Source organism: Acinetobacter bohemicus ANC 3994, from assembly GCF_000367925.1.
GTDB lineage: Bacteria > Pseudomonadota > Gammaproteobacteria > Pseudomonadales > Moraxellaceae > Acinetobacter > Acinetobacter bohemicus.
Window position 1 is genome coordinate 146,700 of the sequence record NZ_KB849166.1, and the last position, 21,622, is coordinate 168,321.

At 39.6% G+C, this 21,622-nt stretch carries 17 protein-coding genes, 1 pseudogene and 1 riboswitch; of the genes and pseudogenes, 8 read left to right on the forward strand and 10 right to left on the reverse strand.

All coding sequences use genetic code 11. The features are described 5' to 3' along the window. Positions 1–44 precede the first annotated feature (44 nt). A complete protein-coding gene (locus tag F994_RS06885) occupies positions 45–1,376 on the forward strand; it encodes a Na+/H+ antiporter NhaC family protein (RefSeq protein WP_034696828.1) in 1,332 nt (443 codons plus the stop codon). A 234-nt stretch (positions 1,377–1,610) separates the two neighbouring features. On the opposite strand, the gene F994_RS06890 is transcribed toward F994_RS06885, so the two are convergent. Then, on the reverse strand, positions 1,611–2,639 hold the full coding sequence (locus F994_RS06890; RefSeq protein WP_004649509.1) for an AraC family transcriptional regulator: 1,029 nt from the start codon (positions 2,637–2,639) through the stop codon (positions 1,611–1,613). A 145-nt stretch (positions 2,640–2,784) separates the two neighbouring features. Between F994_RS06890 and F994_RS06895 the strand changes: the two genes are divergently transcribed. Continuing rightward, positions 2,785–3,663 (forward strand): metal-dependent hydrolase, encoded by an 879-nt coding sequence (locus F994_RS06895; RefSeq protein WP_004649510.1) that lies wholly within the window; start codon positions 2,785–2,787, stop codon positions 3,661–3,663. A 73-nt stretch (positions 3,664–3,736) separates the two neighbouring features. Here the strand turns inward: F994_RS06895 and F994_RS06900 are convergent, their stop codons facing one another. The 4 genes from F994_RS06900 to F994_RS06915 all read right to left on the reverse strand — a co-directional run bounded on the left by F994_RS06900 (position 3,737) and on the right by F994_RS06915 (position 7,814). Then, entirely contained in the window at positions 3,737–4,729 is a 993-nt protein-coding gene (locus F994_RS06900) for a DUF2804 domain-containing protein (RefSeq protein WP_004649512.1), read from the reverse strand. A gap of 176 nt (positions 4,730–4,905) precedes the next feature. Continuing rightward, positions 4,906–5,421: a DUF1543 domain-containing protein gene (locus F994_RS06905; RefSeq protein ID WP_004649513.1), complete on the reverse strand. Its 516-nt coding sequence runs from the start codon at positions 5,419–5,421 to the stop codon at positions 4,906–4,908. A gap of 523 nt (positions 5,422–5,944) precedes the next feature. After that, complete coding sequence (gene trpB, locus F994_RS06910) at positions 5,945–7,189, reverse strand: tryptophan synthase subunit beta (RefSeq protein WP_004649514.1); 1,245 nt, start codon at positions 7,187–7,189, stop codon at positions 5,945–5,947. After that, positions 7,170–7,814, reverse strand: a complete 645-nt coding sequence (locus F994_RS06915) for a phosphoribosylanthranilate isomerase (protein ID WP_004649515.1) — start codon at positions 7,812–7,814, stop codon at positions 7,170–7,172. The genes trpB and F994_RS06915 overlap by 20 nt, the downstream gene beginning before the upstream one ends. 156 nt (positions 7,815–7,970) lie before the next feature. Further along, positions 7,971–8,184: riboswitch (cobalamin riboswitch) on the forward strand. A 38-nt stretch (positions 8,185–8,222) separates the two neighbouring features. Between F994_RS06915 and F994_RS06920 the strand changes: the two genes are divergently transcribed. The 6 genes and pseudogenes from F994_RS06920 to F994_RS06945 all read left to right on the forward strand — a co-directional run bounded on the left by F994_RS06920 (position 8,223) and on the right by F994_RS06945 (position 15,438). After that, a complete protein-coding gene (locus F994_RS06920; protein WP_004649516.1) occupies positions 8,223–10,082 on the forward strand; it encodes a TonB-dependent receptor plug domain-containing protein in 1,860 nt (619 codons plus the stop codon). 104 nt (positions 10,083–10,186) lie between these two features. Further along, positions 10,187–10,765, forward strand: a complete 579-nt coding sequence (locus tag F994_RS06925) for a cob(I)yrinic acid a,c-diamide adenosyltransferase (RefSeq protein ID WP_004649517.1) — start codon at positions 10,187–10,189, stop codon at positions 10,763–10,765. A 274-nt stretch (positions 10,766–11,039) separates the two neighbouring features. Continuing rightward, on the forward strand, positions 11,040–11,756 hold the full coding sequence (locus tag F994_RS06930; RefSeq protein WP_004649518.1) for a glycerophosphodiester phosphodiesterase: 717 nt from the start codon (positions 11,040–11,042) through the stop codon (positions 11,754–11,756). Positions 11,757–12,144: 388 nt separating this feature from the next. Then, positions 12,145–13,311, forward strand: coding sequence for an acyl-CoA desaturase (locus tag F994_RS06935; protein ID WP_004649519.1), 1,167 nt, complete (start codon positions 12,145–12,147; stop codon positions 13,309–13,311). 280 nt (positions 13,312–13,591) lie between these two features. Continuing rightward, a pseudogene (locus tag F994_RS17715) lies at positions 13,592–13,931 on the forward strand (DHCW motif cupin fold protein). Between the two features lie 64 nt (positions 13,932–13,995). Further along, a complete protein-coding gene (locus tag F994_RS06945) occupies positions 13,996–15,438 on the forward strand; it encodes a protein adenylyltransferase SelO (protein WP_004649521.1) in 1,443 nt (480 codons plus the stop codon). Positions 15,439–15,492: 54 nt separating this feature from the next. Here the strand turns inward: F994_RS06945 and F994_RS17840 are convergent, their stop codons facing one another. The 5 genes from F994_RS17840 to F994_RS06970 all read right to left on the reverse strand — a co-directional run. Then, a complete protein-coding gene (locus tag F994_RS17840; RefSeq protein ID WP_004649522.1) occupies positions 15,493–16,569 on the reverse strand; it encodes a porin family protein in 1,077 nt (358 codons plus the stop codon). Positions 16,570–16,623: 54 nt separating this feature from the next. Continuing rightward, positions 16,624–18,018, reverse strand: a complete 1,395-nt coding sequence (locus F994_RS06955) for a hypothetical protein (RefSeq protein ID WP_004649524.1) — start codon at positions 18,016–18,018, stop codon at positions 16,624–16,626. Between the two features lie 538 nt (positions 18,019–18,556). Continuing rightward, entirely contained in the window at positions 18,557–19,903 is a 1,347-nt protein-coding gene (locus F994_RS06960; RefSeq protein ID WP_004649525.1) for an amino acid permease, read from the reverse strand. 249 nt (positions 19,904–20,152) lie between these two features. After that, positions 20,153–20,839 carry a response regulator gene (locus F994_RS06965; protein ID WP_004649526.1) on the reverse strand — a complete coding sequence of 229 codons (687 nt, stop codon included), beginning with the start codon at positions 20,837–20,839 and terminating at the stop codon, positions 20,153–20,155. A gap of 12 nt (positions 20,840–20,851) precedes the next feature. Beyond that, the coding region (locus tag F994_RS06970) for an ATP-binding protein (protein WP_004649527.1) at positions 20,852–21,622 on the reverse strand (771 nt) is incomplete at its 5' end.

The following is a 21,622-nucleotide window of genomic DNA, read 5'->3' on the forward strand; positions in this document are numbered from 1 at the left end:
AACCTGCACTATACTACACACGATTTTCCTTTTTTCTATTTTATATGACTCCCAACTCCCAAGGTAAAGTGCAGGCGCGCGCGCTGGCATTGCTACCTCTTATTGTATTTTTAGCCATTTTTTTAGGCAGTGGTATCTATCATTCCATGATTGGTACTGAGTTTGCTTTTTATCAAGTTAAAGCACCTGTAGCGGTACTGCCTGCAATTATACTGACGGTGCTGATTTACCGTGGCAAACTAAATGTTGCAATCGATGAGTTTTTAAAAGGTGCCAGTCATCCCAATTTAATTTTGATGTTTATGGTGTTTATGCTGGCAGGTGCATTTGCCAGTACCAGCAGTGCCATCGGCAGTGTCGATGCAACGGTTCAACTTGGGCTCTCAATTATTCCACCTGCGTTTGTGTTACCGATGCTGTTTGTGATTTCGGCATTTATTGCAACGGCAATGGGCACTTCGATGGGTACAATTGCTGCCTGTGCCCCGATTGCTTTCGGCTTTTCCCAAGTGACTCATATTGAAGCCGTGTATGCAATTGGTGCTGTGGTTGGCGGGGCCATGTTTGGTGATAATTTATCCATGATTTCAGACACCACCATTGCCGCCACCAGCAGTCAAAAAGTACAACTTCGCGATAAGTTCAAAGTCAATGTCTGGATTGCGGTCCCTGCGGCCATCATTACTATTTTAATTTATATCTTTAGCAGTCATGATTCACAAAGTATTGAATATAAAGATTATGATCTCTGGCTCATTCTGCCTTATGTGGCTGTGTTTTTACTGGCTTTTTCACGTTTACACGTCCTTGCCGTTTTAACCCTTGGCGTGGTGCTTTCTGGATTGATTGGTCTTGTAGTCCGTCCAAATTTTGATTTATTACAGCTCAACAGCTCCATCTATGAGGGCTTTGTGAGTATGTTTGAAGTGGCATTACTGTCGATGTTTTTAGGCGGTTTGTCTGCCCTGATGCAAAAAGAAGGCGGACTGCAATGGTTAATCGAACGTATTTACAGTGTGACCCGTTTGCTAAAAGTCGGACGGCAACGTGCCGGTGAATTGGGGATCAGTTTCCTTGTGCTGTTTGCCAATCTTTTTGTGGCCAACAATACCGTTGCCATTATTTTATCGGGCGATATGGCGCGTGAAGTGGCAAAAGAATACGGTGTAGACCCAAAACGTGCTGCGGCCTTAATGGATATATTTTCCTGTATTGTACAGGGCTTGATTCCCTACGGCGCTCAATTACTTTTGGCATGTTCGATTGCAAAGCTATCGCCCGTAGAACTGATCGGTAATATTTACTATTGTTGGGTATTGGCGATTTTTGCAATTTTAGCGATTGTCTTTCGCTTTCCAAGATTCAAAGCGGCTTAAGCATTATCCCGAAATAGTATCAGCCCGATAAAAAACGATCTGAATAGGTAATGCTGATCAGTTAAGTATTGTTTAATCCTCCCCTTGCGAAACAGTGTTTCTCATCCTTTTTCAAAGGAGGGAGTATCTGGAATTCAATACCTTATTGAATTTTATATCGTTCCCCTCTTTTTTAAAGATAAGAAGCACTGATCAGTACTCATCTTAAAACAGGTCATTTTTTTATGGCGCACGTTATTCTTTGAGCTGTTGCTTGCGCTGTAATAACGTTTGACCACTGTAGGCTTTATAAGCACGTGCCAAAGCAGACTGGTCTGAATAGCCCAGACTTATTGCAATTTCAGTCAAGCTCATATTTTGCAATAATAATTGCTCACAGCGCTTCATTCGCTCTATTTCGACAATTTTTTTAAAAGATAAGTTTCTATGATTGAGTTGACGTTGTAGCGTTCGTGAAGAGATATGTAATGCTGTGGCAATTTGCTCAATTTTCGGCACCCTATTTTGCAAGCGCAAATATTCAGCCACTCTCATATGCAGCTGCTGATCTAAAGTTTCATAACTTAGCCTAGATGCAATCGCCTCTTCTGCTTGCTTGGTGAGTAAATGAATCAGCGATGGATCGGATTGGTACGGTTGTAGTTTTAAACTTTCCAAACTCAATACCAGTTGATAATCAACTTGTTTAAATAGCACCTCACAGCCATAAAACTTCTGATATGCATATAGACTCATTTGCGCTGCATGGGCAAAATGTAAAGATCTTAAAATAGGCTGACTCAAACCGAAAATTTGTCGTGCTAATTGCACAATACAGGCAAAAGTCATTTCATGAATTAAGGCATATTTTTCATCAATATTGGGCCATGCCAAATGAATCTCATCCCCATGTTGATAAACGTGTACCCGCGTTGCCGCAGAACCATCAATCACCAAACGACTAAAACGCATCACATAATGAATCGCCTCTGCTACGCTGTTACTTCTCGATGCGATATAACCTAAAACCCCAAAATGCTCAGGTCGTATATGCCGCGCCATTTCAAAAATCAGTTGTGGGCAATCAAGATGCTGCTGCGTGCGTTGGATGATCTCTAAGAAGAATATATACGATGACTGTGTATCGATAGGCATGCTTAATACATGACGTAATTGTGCTTGATTTTGCTTAAGAAAATCGAGTTGTAATCCATCTAAACCCCGTTCTGCCAAATACATTTGCCAGAGTTGAAAATAGCCATTCGGTATCTGTATTTCGTGCATGGCCTTGCTCTATATTGTCGGACTATTTTGACATGCGATCTTTTTATTCTGTCGTTAAATGTATAAAAATTGGCAATTACTGTCAAAACAAAATTCAAAAAGCCCGACATACTGCAATTATTCAAGGCGATTTAAGTAAAATAAAATGAATGCCATTGTCCAAAATCAAATCACTCCCGTAGTTCGTAGTCATCTCGATTTTAAACTCAATGAAATCCCGCGTTTTTGGTTTGGGGGAGATCCCTTTATTACCCGTATGTTTGATGCATTAAGCCTGACCTTTCCAGATGGCGAACGCTATTTTATTCAATCCGTTCGCCTGTTCCGCGATCAAATTACCGACCCAGATTTAAAGCAACGCGTCGCGGACTTTATTCGCCAAGAAGCACAACATGGTATTGCCCATGATCAAATGAATCAGGTCATGAAAGAGCAAGGCATGCCTGTTGACCTATTTATTCGGCGTTTAACTAAAATTTTTAAATTCGAACTGGAACAACGTTCACCTCAATACAATATTGCCATGACCGCCGCAGCTGAACATTTGACTGCACTTATGGCGGAAACCTTTTACAATAAAAAAGCAACCTTACGCGATGCTCACCCCTATGTTCGCGCACTCTTTGCTTGGCATGCGATTGAGGAAATGGAACATCGTGATGTCGCTTTTGATGTGATGAAACAGGTTGGAAATGTCCCTGAATCCACCCGTAAATTTACCCTAGCATGGACCACCGTGCTCATGCTTGGCTTTACCATTTACCGCACCAATGTGATGTTAGAATATGATGGATTTACGCCATTACAACGGCTCAAAATGAATATTCGAGGGCTGCCTTGGTTTTTGGGTAAAAATGGCATCTTTAGAAGAATGGGCAAACAATACCGAGATTGGTTTAACAAAGACTTCCATCCCAACCAACATCCTGTCATTGCCCAATATGATGTCTGGGTAAAAACCTTAGAAGAAACAGGTGATCCGATTGCAGCAGGAGAAGCTTTTTGGCAAGCGGCGAAAGACTAGAAATAGATTGATTCATATTGACCAAGTCCGCCATCCATACGGACTTGGTTTTATGAGTGATGCTACGGCGTGATTACCATTTGGCATAATGCTGCTCTAACAAGCCATATTCATTTAACAAGACAATTTCTTGCTCATCTTGTTGAATCGTACCGCTAATTTTAGCTTGCCATTGGCTAAATTGGCTTCCGACTAATCTTAAATTAAGATTTTCATAGCGTCGCCATCCCGTCTTTACATCTAAATTCAATTTTTCATCGAGTGAACGAATCGTCCAATGCCCTTCATCTTGATGTTGAAATAAAACATCGCTTAAAGGATACAAAACCCCATTCACCCACAAACAGTTTTCATTACCAAAACTTTCATTCACCCCAGAAGCTAAATTTAAGCCAATGCGGTTATTGTTCGAATCCCAAAAATTACACGACAACCAAAACCAAGCGGTTTCTGGGCGAAGAAAACCACAAGTGTCATCGAGTGAGGCAAACGTTTTTTCATTAAACTGGATCGTTTCACCCTGTTTATTGATAAAAAAACCTTCGCAAGCCAAAGTCGTCAGCTTTTGTGTATAGGTCCAACCATTAATACCGGTTGGACTACACATACTTAGTGCATCTGTTCCTGCACAAAAAATGCGTGCGCTAAGTTTAATTTCACCATATTTAGTCACATGGATATAACGCACACCATTGGCATGTTGAATATCAATTTGAAAAGGAGACTTAGAAAAAAAACTTTGATTATAAAGCGGTTGCTCATCAACTATGGTATTACGAGATAAAAAGTTAATGGCATTCCATTCTAAAACTTCATGGGTCATATGGTTATAAACATACACAAAGCCATGACCTGCCCACGCAATATCAGCAATGGCTAAACCAATGGTGTAGTGTTCATGCTGAATACAACAAAATTTAAATTTTTTATATTTTAGCCGCTTACGCCAACCTGTAAGCACTTCACCATAAGGCGTTTTATATTGATATTGATTTAAATCGATAATCTTTGGAAGAGCACTGAAACGTCCATAATTCGGTTGTCCATTTGATTGAATCAAATCCATTTATCAAATTCCATCTAGCTAAGAGATCATAAATTCCATAATCTTATTATGCCTATAAAAATACATGAAAACAGTGTCATTAATCGTTATTCATCCAAAATTTGCAAAAACTTTTTCTCATTCTTTTAAGTTGGTTTATGCATAAATAATATTGATTAATCATCAAGATATGCACATTAATCATTGAGCATTAAATAGGTGTTTTCCCACTGATTCCCTGAAAATTCACCTTCGATTAATTGCACATAACGACCATGTACCTGATCAATTGCAATACAATCATCCACATCTAATACGCGGTCTGTATGTTGTTTTTGCCAATGCTGTGCAAAGTGGGCTTTGCCACGTTGTTTAGCCACCATTGCATTTTGTGCAAGCACTAAAACATAGCGATGCAACTCACCAAATTCACCTGCATCATAGCCGCCTAAGTTAAGCAAATAGAGTTTTTGATCGGCTTGATTCGGCGCAGCATCGGTAAATTGAATTTGATAATTTTTGCCTTCAAATGCCACACCATAAATTTGTGCCCAAGCATCAATATGTAAACCTTTTTGTTCGCCAAACCATGCATTTTTAAGTTGTGGATAAACGTCTTCAAGCGAATCACCAACGGCTAACACCACATCATGAACTTCTGTATTGGCGCGGGCATGACGGCCACCGAGCATGACGATAAATAGGCTGGGCATGGTTTAGCTCCTTAGAACTCAGGAAAAGTAATAGCTATATGATAAGTATTTTTAATAACTTACAACTTGTAGTCACAATATGATACGCGTTGGCGACAGGGATGTCGTCCGTTGAGCAGCATTACATGGATGTAATGTCTGCTTAACAAAATGGTTTTGTTACTTTTGCCGAAACAAAAGTAAATATAAGTTCCACATCTTGAATTATCAGTTGTCGATCATTAAAGTTCTTTATCTATATATCAAAATCACACATGCACTCATTTTTTCTTTTTACATCACTTTTCATTCATAAGTGGTTCTTTACTTTTGAAAGATCAAAAGTAACAAAAATCTTTTGTAAGGTTGAAGGTATATCCCTATACCTCAGCCTTACGGCGACATCCATGTCGCCTCACCCTTATTCGTGTTTTAGATAAACTTCATATTTCAATAAAAAAAAATCGTGCTGAGCTTTCACCCAACACGATTTTTTAAATCTAGTCTTCAAAGCTCCCAAAATGGGGAGGCTTTAAAGAAGTCATTACATCTCAACCATTTCCACGCCATCAATACGTGCCACCGTCATCAAGTCTTTATCACCACGACCTGAAACCGTCGCAATAATAATTTGATCTTTCGACATGGTTGGTGCAAGTTTAGTCACATACGCCATGGCATGCGAACTCTCAAGCGCAGGAATAATCCCTTCAATTTGCGTCAAATCACGGAAACCTTGTAACGCTTCATTGTCATTGATCGGCACATATTCAACACGGTGCATATCTTTTAAGAAACTATGTTCAGGACCCACACCTGGATAATCCAAACCTGCTGAAATCGAATGGGTTTCAATGATCTGACCTTGATCATCTGACATTAAATACGTACGGTTACCGTGTAATACACCGACATGACCTGCATTTAATGGCGCAGAATGTTTGCCCGTTTCAATGCCATAACCTGCGGCTTCAACACCATACATTTTCACATCTGGATCATTCAAGAATGGATAAAACAAGCCCATTGCATTTGAACCGCCACCTACACAGGCAACCAATGCATCAGGTAAACGACCTGCTTGTTCTTGAATTTGCTTACGTGCTTCACGACCAATAATCGATTGGAAGTCACGAACCAATTGCGGATATGGATGCGGCCCTGCAACTGTACCAATCACGTAGTAAGTTGAATCAACATTGGTCACCCAATCACGCATGGCTTCGTTCATGGCATCTTTCAATGTTTTTGAACCGCTTTCTACAGGAACAACGGTTGCACCAAGTAAACGCATACGATAGACGTTCATGGCTTGACGTTTTACGTCATCTGCACCCATAAACACAACGCATTCAAGACCTAAACGTGCGGCAATCGTGGCCGTTGCTACACCATGCTGACCTGCGCCAGTTTCGGCAATAATCCGTTTTTTACCTGAAAGTTTGGCAAGAAGCGCCTGACCAATGGTGTTATTTATTTTGTGTGAACCTGTATGATTTAGGTCTTCACGTTTTAAATAAATTTGTGCACCACCTAACTCTTTTGACCATCGCTCAGCATAATAAAGTGGACTAGGACGACCGACATAGTAGGCTAAATCACGGTCGAATTCTGCCAAAAACTGCGCATCATTTTTCATGCGGAAATAGAGTTTTTCTAAATCTTCTAAAGCCGCCATCAGCGTTTCTGACACAAAACGTCCACCATGAATACCGAAATGCCCACGCTCATCGGGGAATTGGGTATAGTCAACGACCTGACTGTTCTGACTAACACTTTGCTGATCCACGTTGGACTCCTTGCATAAATCGTTCAATGAGTTGTTGGTCTTTGATACCTTTTGCGGACTCTACGCCTCCGCTGACATCGACTGCGTAAGCCCCAGTCGTCGTTATAGCGTCTTCAATATTTTCAGGCTTTAAACCGCCTGCCAAAATTAAAGGAATATCCAATTTCGGGAACTGTGACCAATCAAATTGGTGCCCTGTTCCGCCTTTAAGCTCAGGATGCCAAGCATCCAATAATACTGCGCTCGCACCGACGTGTTGATAGCTTTTTATCACGTCTACAACATTTAAATCGGGTTTAACCTGAATGGCTTTATACCAGCGCCGCCCCACTTGTGCCGCAATCAGCTGACAGTCTTCGGGTGTTTCATCACCATGAAATTGAATTATGTCTAATGGTACTTGTTGCAAGACCTGCGCAATTTCATCGCCTGTTGCATTGACAAATAAGCCCACCGTTTGCACATAAGCAGGCACATGCTTTACCAGCACTTTGGCTTGTTCAAGCGTGACATTACGTGGACTCGGTGGATAGAAGACAAATCCAATGGCATCTGCCCCTGCCTGTACAACAGATTGAATATCTTGAATTCGTGTAATTCCGCAAATTTTGGCGCGCGTTCGCATACAGTTTTGGCTCTGGTTTTAGCTCTATTTGAACCCCATTTATAAGCTGTATATAAATCTTGGGCGAATCATTGTAATGCAATTTTAAAAGCTTGAGTAAAGTTCATCCTCAATATTATTTACATACATTGTGTAATTCACATACAAACTTTATACTTCGCGCAAAATGCAGCAAGTCTAAGCATTCGCTTTAGGGAAGTTGGTGAAAGTCCAACACTGCCCCCGCAACGGTAAAAATGAAAAACATATCAATGAAATCTTTTTTAAGATTGACGCCACTGCACTAAAGGTGCGGGAAGGTGGATATGCAAATATCAACGCTTTGATATTACGTTTTAGTCCGGAAACCTGCTTGTTGCTCCTTTAACTCAATCATTCACGGGGGGTGAATGTATGGAGCGTAAAAACATGTCTACTCTTTTTCAACCTACTGCACTTGTAGGCGCTATCGCTATTGCGATGGGTTTCTCCACTGTAACTTCTGCACAAGCGAATACCGATTCTTCTGTTAATGCATCTTTAGAAACTTTAGTGGTTACAGCTTCTCGTACTGAGCAAAAAATCAGTGAGGTTCCTGCTCGAATCAATATTATTGAGCCAAAGATCATTGAACAATCTCCAATTGCGTCTTTACCACAATTGTTACAAACAGATGCTTCTATCAATATGGTGCAAAGTGGTGGTTATGGGCAAACAGCATCAATTTTCTTACGTGGCACTGAATCTGACCACACTTTACTTTTAAGAGATGGTGTTCGTCTAAATTCAAATACTTCTGGCACAGCATCTTTACCTTTTATTGATACCACTGATATTAAACAAATTGAAGTATTAAAAGGCCCTGCCTCTGTTTTATATGGAACAGATGCAATTGGTGGTGTAATACAACTCATTTCAAAGAGCCCTGAAAAGACATCCGCTTTTGTTACAGGTGAAATGGGTGAGAATAAAACTTATAAATCAGTTATCGGTGCTGATTTAGCGGAAAATGGCTTCTATGCACAAATTCGTGGTCAACGCTTAGAAACAGATGGCACAGCTGTTACAGATGCCAAAGGCAATAAAAAAGCGAGCTTTGATCAAAAAGGCTACAGTGCTAAAGTAGGTATTGAGAAAGAAAATTTCGCAGCATCTGTTGATTATAGTGAAAATGAAGGCTATAGCGATTACGATAACTATGGCAATTTAGTTTCTCAAGACTTTAAAAATGAAGTCACGAACCTAAAAGGTCGTTTAAATGTTTTAGACAACCTTGCAGTACATGCTCGTCTTTCTCAATATAAAGATAATATCGACCAAAACAAATCATCAGACTATGTTCACAGCACAACTCAAGAAGCTGAACTTTATACAAAATGGCAAATGACTGCTGCTCAAAATATTTTATTCGGCTCAACCTTTAAAGATATCAAAGGCGATGTATACTCGAAAAATCTATATGGCGGACAAGATGTTAAATATAAAGAGTCTGTAGATACGATAGGTTATTTTGCTCAACACCAATATCAACATAATGGCTTAGAAACACAAGTTGGTGTCCGTGTTGAAGATAATGATAAGTTTGGTACACACACTGTAGGTCAAGGTGCTATTCGCTATCAAGTTTTACCTCTGACAAGTGTTTATGCAAATGTTGGTTCTGCATTCCGTGCACCAACAACTAATGATTTGTATGCAATTTCTTGGGGTGCGAATCCAGATTTAAAACCAGAGGAAAGCTTCTCTTATGAAATTGGTTTAGATCAAAAATTAAACTACAATGTTAATCTTGGTTTATCTGTTTATCGTAATCAAGTGGATAACCTGATTAGCTCTAAAGCAAGAAAACTGGAAAATATCAAGAAAGCTACTTTTACAGGCGGCGAAGCATCATTCAAATGGCAACAAGATGAGTTATTTCTAAGTACCACTTATGCTTATGTTCAAGCTAAAGATGATGAAACCAAGCAAGATTTAACTCGTCGTCCACGTCAAAGCCTAACACTTACAACCGGTTGGGATGATGGCATATATGGTATTTCTGCTTCTGTTGTTGCAAGATCACATTCAAAAGACTTTGCAGATTTTCCATCAACCACGCCAACAACCAATCCAGGTTATGTTACAACAAATGTAAATGTTTATTGGCAACCAATCCCAATGATCAAACTCTTTGCAAATATTGAGAACATTGGTGACGTAAATTATAAAACAGCTTATAACGGTGATGGTGTTTACTACATCAACGGCGGCCGCCTTGCTTCTGCTGGAGTCACTTTCCGTTATTAATTTAACCTAAAGCTTCAAAAATACATTTAAAACAGCGCAGTTTATGGATAATGTTCTGACCGACATTATCCTTTTTTATGACTTCAAAAATTCTAGGAAAAACTATGGGCCACCGTTTAAGCAAAATTTACACCCGTACAGGCGATTCAGGCACAACAGGGCTTGGCGATGGTTCACGCGTTGCCAAAGATGATTTACGTATTACTGCTTTAGGCGATGTCGATGAACTCAATTCTTGCATTGGTATTTTACGCGCACAAATTACTGCCAGTTCAATTGAAGATAAAGCCGCTTGGGACAAATCTTTAAGCTTAATTCAACACTGGTTATTTGATCTGGGTGGCGAAGTCTGCATTCCAAACTATCATTTGGTCTTACCTGTTGCAGTTGAATTTTTGGAAAATGAAATTGACCGTATGAATGAAGACTTGCCTATGCTTAAAGACTTCATTTTACCTGCGGGCACGTTGGCATGTAGCTACGCACACCAAGCCCGTTCAGTATGCCGCCGTGCAGAACGCAGCCTGATGACTGTACATAGCCGCGACCAAAATATTCAAGCCACTTCATTACAATTACTCAATCGTTTATCCGATTGGTTATTTGTCGCTTCACGTACTTTGCAACGTGCCGAAGGTGGTAGTGAAGTACTTTGGCAAAAAAATATTAATGAGACCATTTAAAATGCTGCTCATTAAATAGCATCTGTTTAAATAACCGCAGATCATTCCTCAAAAATGTTCTACCTAAATGCCATTCACAAGTGTTCGATACATGAGGTGCATTGCAGCGCAAGATTAAAAGTTGAATGTTTCTGCGATAAATTAACGCTCCAAAGAATATTCAACGCGTTTTGTGAATGGCAAAGTTTTTATTACACTATGTTGTCGCTCATTTAACACTTTAAACTGTCAGACTGTGTCGTAATAATAAAAACTCTGCAATGGAAAATCAGCTATGAAAATTATCGGTCATCGTGGTGCACGTGGTGAAGCCCCTGAAAATACTTTAGGAGGCTTTCAATACATTCATGACTTAGGTATTCGAGCCGTTGAATTTGACGTTCGCCAACTGAAAGATGACGAACTGGTGATCATGCACGATGACAATTTTATCCGCACCACAGGTATCGATAAAAATCTTTATGAATGTACTCAGGCAGATTTAAACACTTATAATCAAGCCAATATCTGGATGGATTGGGAAAAACAAATCACCCCAACCCTAGTTCAAAGCTTAAATATTATGCACGACTTTGAACACCTTGAAGTTGAAGTTAAAGCGGTTGAAACATTGCAACAAGCCGAAAGATTAATTATCGAATTACAAAAACAACTGAAAGGTTTTGAGCAAACTGCGGTGATCACCAGTTTTGACCTGAAAATTCATCAAGCCTTACAACAGCAACAATCCAGCTTTAAACGTGGCTTATTGATTGAACAAGACATTAAACAACATGCCATTGAACAGGCATTAAACTTAGGCTGCTGTCAAATTGGTTGGATGAATCAACTTGCAACTGATGACATTATTCAGGCCACACAAAATGCCCAACTCGACATTAGCGTGTGGACAGTCAATGATATTGAACGGGCAAAACACCTCCAACGTTTAGGCATTGATGGGTTAATTACTGACTTTCCCAAAATGATGCTAGAACACTTATCCATATGACATCAACCAGATGCACTGATGTCACTTTTTGCAATAAATGTACTTTATTTTATGCTGATAAATGCTCACAAAACAATCTATACCAATATAATCTGTAGTCAGCATAAATAAGATAACGCTAAACAGAACAAGCGCTTACTCTATGCTTCAAATATTAGTTTTTAAGCCCTATCGTCGATCTCTAAATAAGCCGCATTAGTCTTCGATAAAATCAATCAAATCTACTTATTATTCTGTTACTGTTTAGTACAATACAACTGTAGAATAATGCTAGTGCATATTTATTCGCTCATGCTAATATGACCAAGTTTTAATCCCTATAAATTGTATTGAATTAACAAATTCATTTATACCTTACCTTTACAAGGTTCTAGGAGTGCTGTTGGAGATGAATGCTCCCCTACCCAAAGCCCCAATTAACTGGATTGCAGTATTTGCGTTGGTACTTTTACCAATTGTGGCTGTAATCGCTATCCCTTTATATGCTTATCATCATGATTTTAGCTTAGGCGCATGGATCAGCTTATTTGTACTACTTGGTTTAAGTAGTTTAGGGATTACTGCGGGTTATCACCGTTTGTGGGCACATCGTGCCTATGAAGCGACCTTACCATTAAAAATCATTTTAATGCTTATGGGGACTTTTGCCGTTCAAAATAGTATTTTGTTCTGGGCTTCAGGTCATCGTACGCATCACCGTCATGTTGATGATATCGAACAAGATCCATATTCTATTAATAATGGATTTTGGTATGCGCACATTGGATGGATGCTTCGTAACTATCCAGCAGCAGAATCAAATTATAAAAATGCACCAGATTTGTTAAATGACAAAGTGGTGATGTTCCAAGACAAATATTACATTCCGCTTGTTGTTGCCGTACATGCCGTAATTCTTACCACGGTCGGTTGGGCAGTTGGTGATATGTGGGGCGTATTATTATTGGGTGGTTTACTTCGCCTGATCTTAAGCCATCACGTGACTTTCTTCATTAATTCACTTTGTCACATGTGGGGCAAACGTCCTTATACTGACGAAAATACTGCACGTGACAACTTCTGGTTAGCCATTGCAACTTGGGGTGAGGGTTATCATAACTACCACCACATTTTCCAATATGACTACCGTAATGGTGTGAAATGGTGGCAGTACGACCCAACGAAATGGTTGATTTGGTCATGTTCAAAATTAGGTTTAGCAAAAAACTTACGCCGTATTCCAAGCTTTAATATTAAAAAAGCAGAATTGGCAATGCGCTTTAAATATGCTGAACAAGATTTGGCTGTTTATGGACACAATGTCAATGAAGATATGGCCACTGCCAAACTCCGTATTGCACAGGAATATGAAGCATTTACCCAAACATTAAATGACTGGGCAAAGCTGAAAGAACAAGAAATTCAAGCCAAGAAAGCCTCTGTCGCTGAAAAAATCCAACAAATGGATCATAAACTTAAAGTGGATTTCCAATTGGTTGAACAGCGTCTTGCACACCACCGCAATACGTTAAAAATTCTCATGCGCAGTGTTAAAAAGAATCCTATTTCTGACTAAGATACTGTTCCGATAAAGCCCCCCATTTTTGGTAATGCCAGTCAGTTAAGAAAATGACTGGCATTTTCTTTTGTAAATCCTAGATTTTATTGGATACACAGAAACGTCATCCGCAACTGTCTGAGGCAGGACTACATTGGCAATATATTGTTTTTGCAATTTTTTTGTTAATCCTCGGTAGTTGGCGAGTTTTGCGGATGACAAATGTTTTTGGTTCTTTTGGCGTAACAAAAGAACGAACGAGCTCCAAATATCTGATCCAAAATGGTAAGACTCCGTCATGAATAACCAAAAAGTTAAGGAAATTAAAACTGAACAACATGCAGGTGAACATGGTCATGCCCTATGGCGTACACAACAATTTGACAATATTCGGGTGCGGATTGTGGAATATTCAGCAGGTTATTTAGCCTTGCACTGCAAATAAAGCAGCGCTTTATTTTTGTTCATGGTGCTTAAAAGGGCACATCCTATTCTGTCTTAAAGGTGAATTACATACTGAACTTGAGGATGGTCGTAGCTTTACATTAACCTCTGGCATGAGTTATCAAGTTACCAATCATGCCGAAGCTCACCGCTCCTCCACAGCTACAGGTACAAAACGCTTTATTGTGGATTAATCCTGTTTTAATCGTGCATCTATATCAAGTATAGTGAATCCAACCCCATTCAGTATTTTCCGCTATGCAATTCAATCCCCGCTATCCTTTGCTCAATCCCAAACTTTTTCATCAGCAAATGCCAGTTCCGCTAAAAGGAGCAAAAGCAGGTCATTTCAATGCTGCTTTGGCAGAGCAATTGCAATGGTCTGAGGCAGACAAACAGTCTTGGGTTGAAATCTGTAGTGGGCAGAAAACCTTTGCTGAATTTAAACCCCTTGCAATGGTCTATGCAGGACATCAGTTTGGACAATGGGCAGGACAATTGGGTGATGGACGCGGCTTACTGATTGCTCAAATTTTAGACAAAAACAATCAAACCATTGACCTACATTTAAAGGGTGCAGGCTCGACCCCTTACTCACGTATGGGCGATGGTCGTGCAGTCTTACGTTCCGTCATCCGTGAGTATTTAGCGGGTCATGCACTGAATAGCTTAGGCGTAGCTTCAAGTAATGCCGTGGGCTTTACCTCGTCGGCGCAAGGTGTACAACGCGAAAAATTAGAACTTGGCGCGATGATGCTACGTACTTCAGACTGCCATATTCGTCTGGGTCATTTTGAATGGATTAATCAATATCAACCTGAGCTATTAGCAGACTTTGTGCAGAAATGTATTGAATGGCATTATCCTGAATGCCTTGATGCTGAACAGCCCATTTTAGCCTTTGCCACCAAAGTCATTCAGCGTACCGCAGTAATGATTGCAAAATGGCAATTGGTCGGTTTCGCTCATGGCGTGATGAATACCGATAATCTCAATATCACCGGTTCTACACTCGACTTCGGTCCGTATGGTTTTATGGAACGCTTCCGCCCCAACTGGATTAACAACCATTCAGACTACAATGCACGTTATACCTACCAGCAACAACCCAGTATCGGGCACTGGAATTTATGGACATGGCTCAATAATCTGATTCCGCTTGCCCCTGTGGAAAATAAACAACAATTTAAAGAAGATTTGACTCAATGTTTAGAGCATTTTGAAGCTACATTTTTAGAACATTACACACTTGGGTTATGCCAGAAAATGGGGCTACCCAGCTTCCATAAAGACAGTTTTGATTGCAGCATGGCTTTTCTTCGTATTCTTCAAGCAGAACAACTCGACTATACAGACAGTTTTATTCGTCTACAAAACAAGAGCTACACGGCCCTACGTGATGATTGCTTAGATACCCGTCAGTTCGATACTTTTCTGAACCAATATCAAAGCATTCGAGCAGACCAAGCAACCGATGAGCTAGATGTGGAAATGTTTAAAGTGAATCCACAATATACTTTACGCAATCACATGCTACAAAAAGCCATTGAGCTGGCGGAACGCAACGATTTCTCTGAAGTCGATCGCTTATTTAAGTTATTCAATACACCATACACCAAACAAGAAAATTTAGAACAAGCTTCAGATTTAGCACCACTACCAAGTGATGCCCCTGAAGTGATGGTGAGTTGTTCTTCATAACAAAAAACGGAGCGATATGCTCCGTTTTATTATGACTTTTAATTTTGAAAGGTTTTACCAGTGATATTGAGCATATAAAGAAGCACTAAAACGATGTGCCTGATTGCTGTCTAAATCATCGGTCATATATTTAGCCCCAAAATTTTTATGCTGTACTGACAATCCTAAAGCATGTGTCTGCGGCTCTATATGCAGACCGTATTTTAATTGTTCCGTTTTCCAAAAAGCATTCAGTTGAGCTAATGTTATATATTCATTTGAAAAACTACTGATGCTCGTACTCCAAGGCTTAGTTTGAGCATCGTAACTAATTTCCGAACTTAATTTGAAAGGCAGTTTTTGACGATACTGTTTGCTCTTACTTAATTGCCCACTTAAATCCATTCGAGGACGTTGATTTTGATCATAATGAAGGTTGTAGCGCGTAAAGGGAGCGTTATCCCAATATAAATAACTGAATAAATCATCGACCTGAAGATTAATTTTCCAATCTTTTTTGATTTGTCCATGTAACCCAAAATCTAGGGCATAGCCATAACCTTGACTCGTTCTTCCATCCCACCCTAATTCATCTTCTTTTAATGCAGGACGGTCATAACTATAATCCAATGAACCATTTAACCAAGCAACCCGATCCATCAATTCAGTCATATTGGTTGTTTGACCTGTGGCTTGGAATTTACCATCCACATAATGACGTCCGATAAGCGCGGTTGCCCCTGTCACAATGGTCCAATCAGGATGAACCTTCCAATCATAGGCAAAACGAGTTCCCACTGTGTCGACATGTTGAGCTTCTAATTCTAATTGATTGTATTTGTTTGCATCAATTAACTGATCATTTTCAATTTGATAATAGAGCTTTGCCATATCATCACTAAAATGAATCTGATAGTCATAAGTCCAAATCCAACCAACAGTCCAATTATCCTGTTTGGTTTCTAATTTCATTTTCCCATGTGCAAAGGCATTATTCCCTTTTTTTAAATTGGGTGTTTCCCAACCATTTAAAAAGGCATGTACGCCAACAGGTTCACTATAAATATCTGCATTTACACTGTATTGAATCGTTTTTTCCGCATAAGCAGAGCATGGCAAACTTAGGGCCAATATGAATAAATTTTTTTTCATTAGATATAAAAGAAGACAGCAAATGCTGCCTTCTTCTCAAAGTTAAGTTTTAGATTAAGGAGCAATATAAGTTATTGTGTCATCAGTAAATTTCACGACATATTGCCCAGATGAATTTTTAGTGAGTGTGCCGTAACTTTTTCCTGAAACCATAATATTCGCTGAAGTAAAGTTATCTACATCTGCAATACTGATTGATGCTCCATTTTTATGCTTAATCACACCCGCAATAATTTGATGGTCTTGATCTAAGTCTTTTGCAGTTAAATCAATATCCAATGCATTTTTATCAACAACTACGGCAACAGTCGCTGTACCTTTGGTAAATTCAGCACGTTTTGCAGCAATATCAATGCTAAATGGTGTAGGTGCTGCATTGGCACCTTTTAAATTGCCACTTAATTTGACATTTAAATTCGCATTGATGAAATTAGTCGATGTTTCCTGTCCCGCACTCACATCAATGACTTTAGATAAATCATTATTCAAATTGAATTTGGCTTCTAAATTCAACGATTCCTGCTGATAACCGACAAGACCTTTCAGTACCAACTCGGATGGAATCAATTGTTCAAGGGGATCAACACCATTATTAAATTGAACTTTTTTTGCTGAGAAAGATAATTCGCTTAAGGTAACTTTCACATCCGCACTTTCAAAGACTAAACCTTGTAATTTCAAAGTCGCTTGATCTGGAATACCTTCACGGTTTTCCATTGTCTCTGCCGTGGCATAAACCATCGATGCAGTACTATCGGCGGTGAAACTAAAACTAGCAGTTTGATTTTTAAGATTCTTGGTCGAAATTTTTCCATTATTCTGAATCTTATAATTATAAGCTGTACGGGCTGTATCAATAAACGGTGCTTCTAAGACCAAATTCGATACCGTAACTTCAGTATCATCACCATAAATTGAGTATGCAGGATCGCTATACCAATGATTTACATTATTCCAAGCGTTGTCTGCTGCAACTTTATCCCAATTAAACGCTTGCCAATACTGGACACTAGCATTACCTGAAATGGTAATAGAAGTACCCGTAACTTGAACCGTTAAATTATTGCTCTTAAATTTAAAATTATGTGCATAATCCTGATTAATTAAATCCTGTATTTGTTGCGCCGTATAAGTCTTGGTCTGACCCTGTGCATCCTGAGTAACAACCTCTACAATCACTAATAATAAATTTGTTGCACGGCTCAAATCTGGAGATGTGTCATTTATGACTTGTGTAGGAACTTTATATTGATCAGCAATATTTTGAAAACCATCATAATAAGAAACAATAGCATTGGTTGTTTTGACAAGTTGTTTTGCTTTATCTAAATCTGAAGCCGGTGTCGTTACCTGTCCACCATCTGCACTACCAGATGACCCACCTCCACCGCCGCCACAAGCGACTAAAGACAAACTACACATCATCGCAATTAATGTTTTTTGCAACATTATAAATCCCTCGAATTAAATTTTATATTTAGAATGAATTAAGTCGACAAAAATATCGTTTTTTGAATAAAAATTCAACTTATTAATCTGTAATTTATTATTTTTTAAGAAAAATTATGCTTTAGTATTATAATTATTCAAATATGTTATTTCACTTATTTGCGTACATTTCAGCAAGCAGTTCCCTCATATTCTGTATGGATAAATTTAAATTTATCCACATCAAGGTCTTTATTCTAACTTTTAATAATGCTCTTACTCTTCAGGATATTCAAAACGATAACCCATGCCATACACTGCCTAAATCCATGCATGACGGTTGCCTGTTTCAGCCGCATCCAAAATTTTAAGACACAAGTTTATGGCTACCGATTACATATTCTTTGCACCGATTACTATTCTTTGCATTGGGTAAAACTTTCATACGCTTCTAGCCATCATGGAACATGGTGAATGACCAAAAATCAATTCACCACTCCAGCTTTTGCCATTCTCACAGATAAGGCTAACTTGAACCCCTTTCCATATATTCAGCAAATCATTCAGTCTTTTTCGCTTGTAACATCTTAAATACACCAAACAACACCACAATCCACACAGGTAGCATCAAGACTGAAAGCATAAAGCCCTGATTCCACATGATATACAAAATCATCAGCATAAAGGCTAAAACAAAATAATTGCTAAATGGTGCAAATAACGCTGGAAACTTGGTTTGAATGCCCTGCTTTTTCATACTCTGTCTAAATTTAAGATGGATCAAACTGATCAACATCCAATTCAACACCGCAGCACTGACCACAATATAAATCAGATAACTGAGTGCTTTTTCAGGCAAGAAATAATTTAACAACACGCAGCCAAAAATAAGCAATGCTGAAAATAAAACAGCAGCTATTGGCGTACCGTGCTGGTTCACTTGCTGAAAGACTTGTGGTGCATTGCCCTGTTCTGCCAAACCTAACAACATGCGGCTATTGGCATACATCCCACTATTACAAACAGAAACCGAGGCAGTCAGAATAATAAAATTCAGTAGATGTGCAGCCCAATCAATGCCCATTTGCTTAAAAATAAGCACAAATGGACTTTTATCTAGCCCACCCAAATCCAATTGATTCCAAGGCACCAAAGATAAAAGAATCGCCAACGAGCAAATATAGAACAGGAAAACCCGAATCACGGTTTGATTGACGGCTTTCGGAATATTCTTTTCTGGATCTTCTGTTTCCGCAGCCGCCATACTGATCAGCTCAATACCACCAAAAGCAAACATCATAAAGGCCAGCATATAAAATAAGCCTTCAAAGCCATGTGGGAAAAACCCGCCGTGTGCCCATAAGTTCGTGATGGATGCGGTTGAACCTACATCAGCCGTCAACAGCAAATAAATGCCGAAGATGATCATCGCGATAATCGCCACAACTTTAATCATCGACAGCCAAAACTCAGACTCTGCATACAGTTTGACATTAGCGAGATTAGCCAGTGTGATCACCACAAAAAATACCAGCACCGAGACCCACGCAGGAATATGCGGCCACCAGTAATTGACATATTTACCAATCGCGGTCAGCTCAGTCATCACCACCAAGATGTACAATACCCAGTAGTTCCAGCCCGTTAAAAAGCCTGAAAACCGCCCCCAATATTTGAAGGCAAAGTAGCTGAATGAACCTGTCACTGGCTCATGCACAATCATTTCACCGAGCTGACGCATAATTAAAAATGCAATCAAACCACCTATCATATAACCCAAAATAATAGATGGGCCAGCAGACTCAATAATATGTGCTGAACCTAAGAACAACCCTGTACCAATTGCACCGCCCATGGCGATCAATTGGATGTGGCGGTTCTTTAAACGGCGCTGAAGTTTAGGCATCTCGCTGCTCAAAACCCATACTCATCTGATAAAAAAATGAATTGTACCGCTTGCACAGGTGATCAACCAGTCTTGTGCTTTAAAATCGCCGATTGCTCAGCCGCATTTCACTGGTTGAATGTTTAACCTTGCGGCTTATATTTGAGCTAGACTGAAAAAATATATATTTTCTCCACAAAATAAACTCATAAAAAAAGCAGATAAACTTTTGCTCATCCGCTTTTTTAAAATCAGAAAACTAAAACCAAGTTAATCTTCAGGATATTCAAAACGATAACCCACACCATACACGGCCTGAATCCATTCATGACGGTTGCCTGTTTCAGCCGCATCCGAAATTTTACGGCGTAGGTTTTTAATATGACTATCAATCACCCGATCCGCCACATCAAAACTGTCAGGGTTAATATGATCTAATAATTGTGCACGTGAATAGACTTGCCCGACATGCTCTAAGAACAACTCCAGCAAACGAAATTCAGTCGGGGTTAAATTCAAGGTTCTTTGTTGATACCAAATACGTTGTTGCGCTTTATCCATACGGAATAAGCTATTTTGCTCAGGTTCAGCTTGACGGTCTAAGCGACGCAACACGGCTTGTACACGAGCCACCAGTTCTTTCGGGCTAAATGGTTTACAAATGTAATCATCTGCGCCCATATTAAGCCCCAATACACGGTCAATTTCTTCAGTGCGGGCAGTAACCATAATAATCGGTAAATCTGACTGTTCACGCACCTTACGGCAAATGGTTAAACCATCCATACGTGGCACCATTAAGTCCAAAATCATTAAGCTGGGTTTACGCTGCGTAAAGCTATCGTAGGCTTCCTGACCATCATGAAACATACTGACTTCAAAGCCTGCTGCTTCTAAATAGTCTCGCACCAATTGTGCAAGTTCAACTTCATCTTCAACCAGCATGACATGTTTCATGAATCTTATTCCTTATGAGTTTAACTGTTTTGGAAAAGTCAGTTTGCAACGCAAACCACCTAATGGAGAATGTTCAAAACTCAATTTCCCACCCAATGCCTGCGCAATTTTACCAGATAATGCCAACCCTAAACCTGTACCACCTGTACTGCGGGTACGTGAATCATCGACTCGATAGAAACGTTCACCTAAACGCGCCAATTGTTCATCCGTTAAGCCAAATGGACTATCATCGACAATCACGCTCCAATGCGTTGCCGACTGCTCAGTATGCACACGAACCTCGCCGCCTGCTTCGGTATAACGAATACTGTTGCCGAGTAAGTTGACCATAATTTGTTTAAAACGATCTATATCCAATTGTAAATTTGCACCTTCGCCTTGCACCGAAATCGATAAATTGGCTTGAGCAAATTTAGGCTTAAAGTTTTCAACTTCTTGTCGCACCACATTCCAAGGATTCACTTCCGCCAAATAACAGGTCAATTGCTGAGCTTCGGCTTGAGCTAAGTCAGCCAAATCTTGCGTCAGTTTTTTCAAACTGGTGACTTGACGTAACATCGCTTCAAAATGTTCCGGAGTGGGTTTACGAATACCATCCTGCATCGCTTCAATTTGAGCTTGCAATACTGCCAATGGTGTTTTTAACTCATGTGAAGTATCGGCCACCCACTGACGACGTGAGCGTTCATGCTGATCTAAAATGACCGCCAATTGGTTAATTTCAGTGGATAAATCACCCAATTCATCATTACGATTAATTTTTACCTGATGCTGATAATG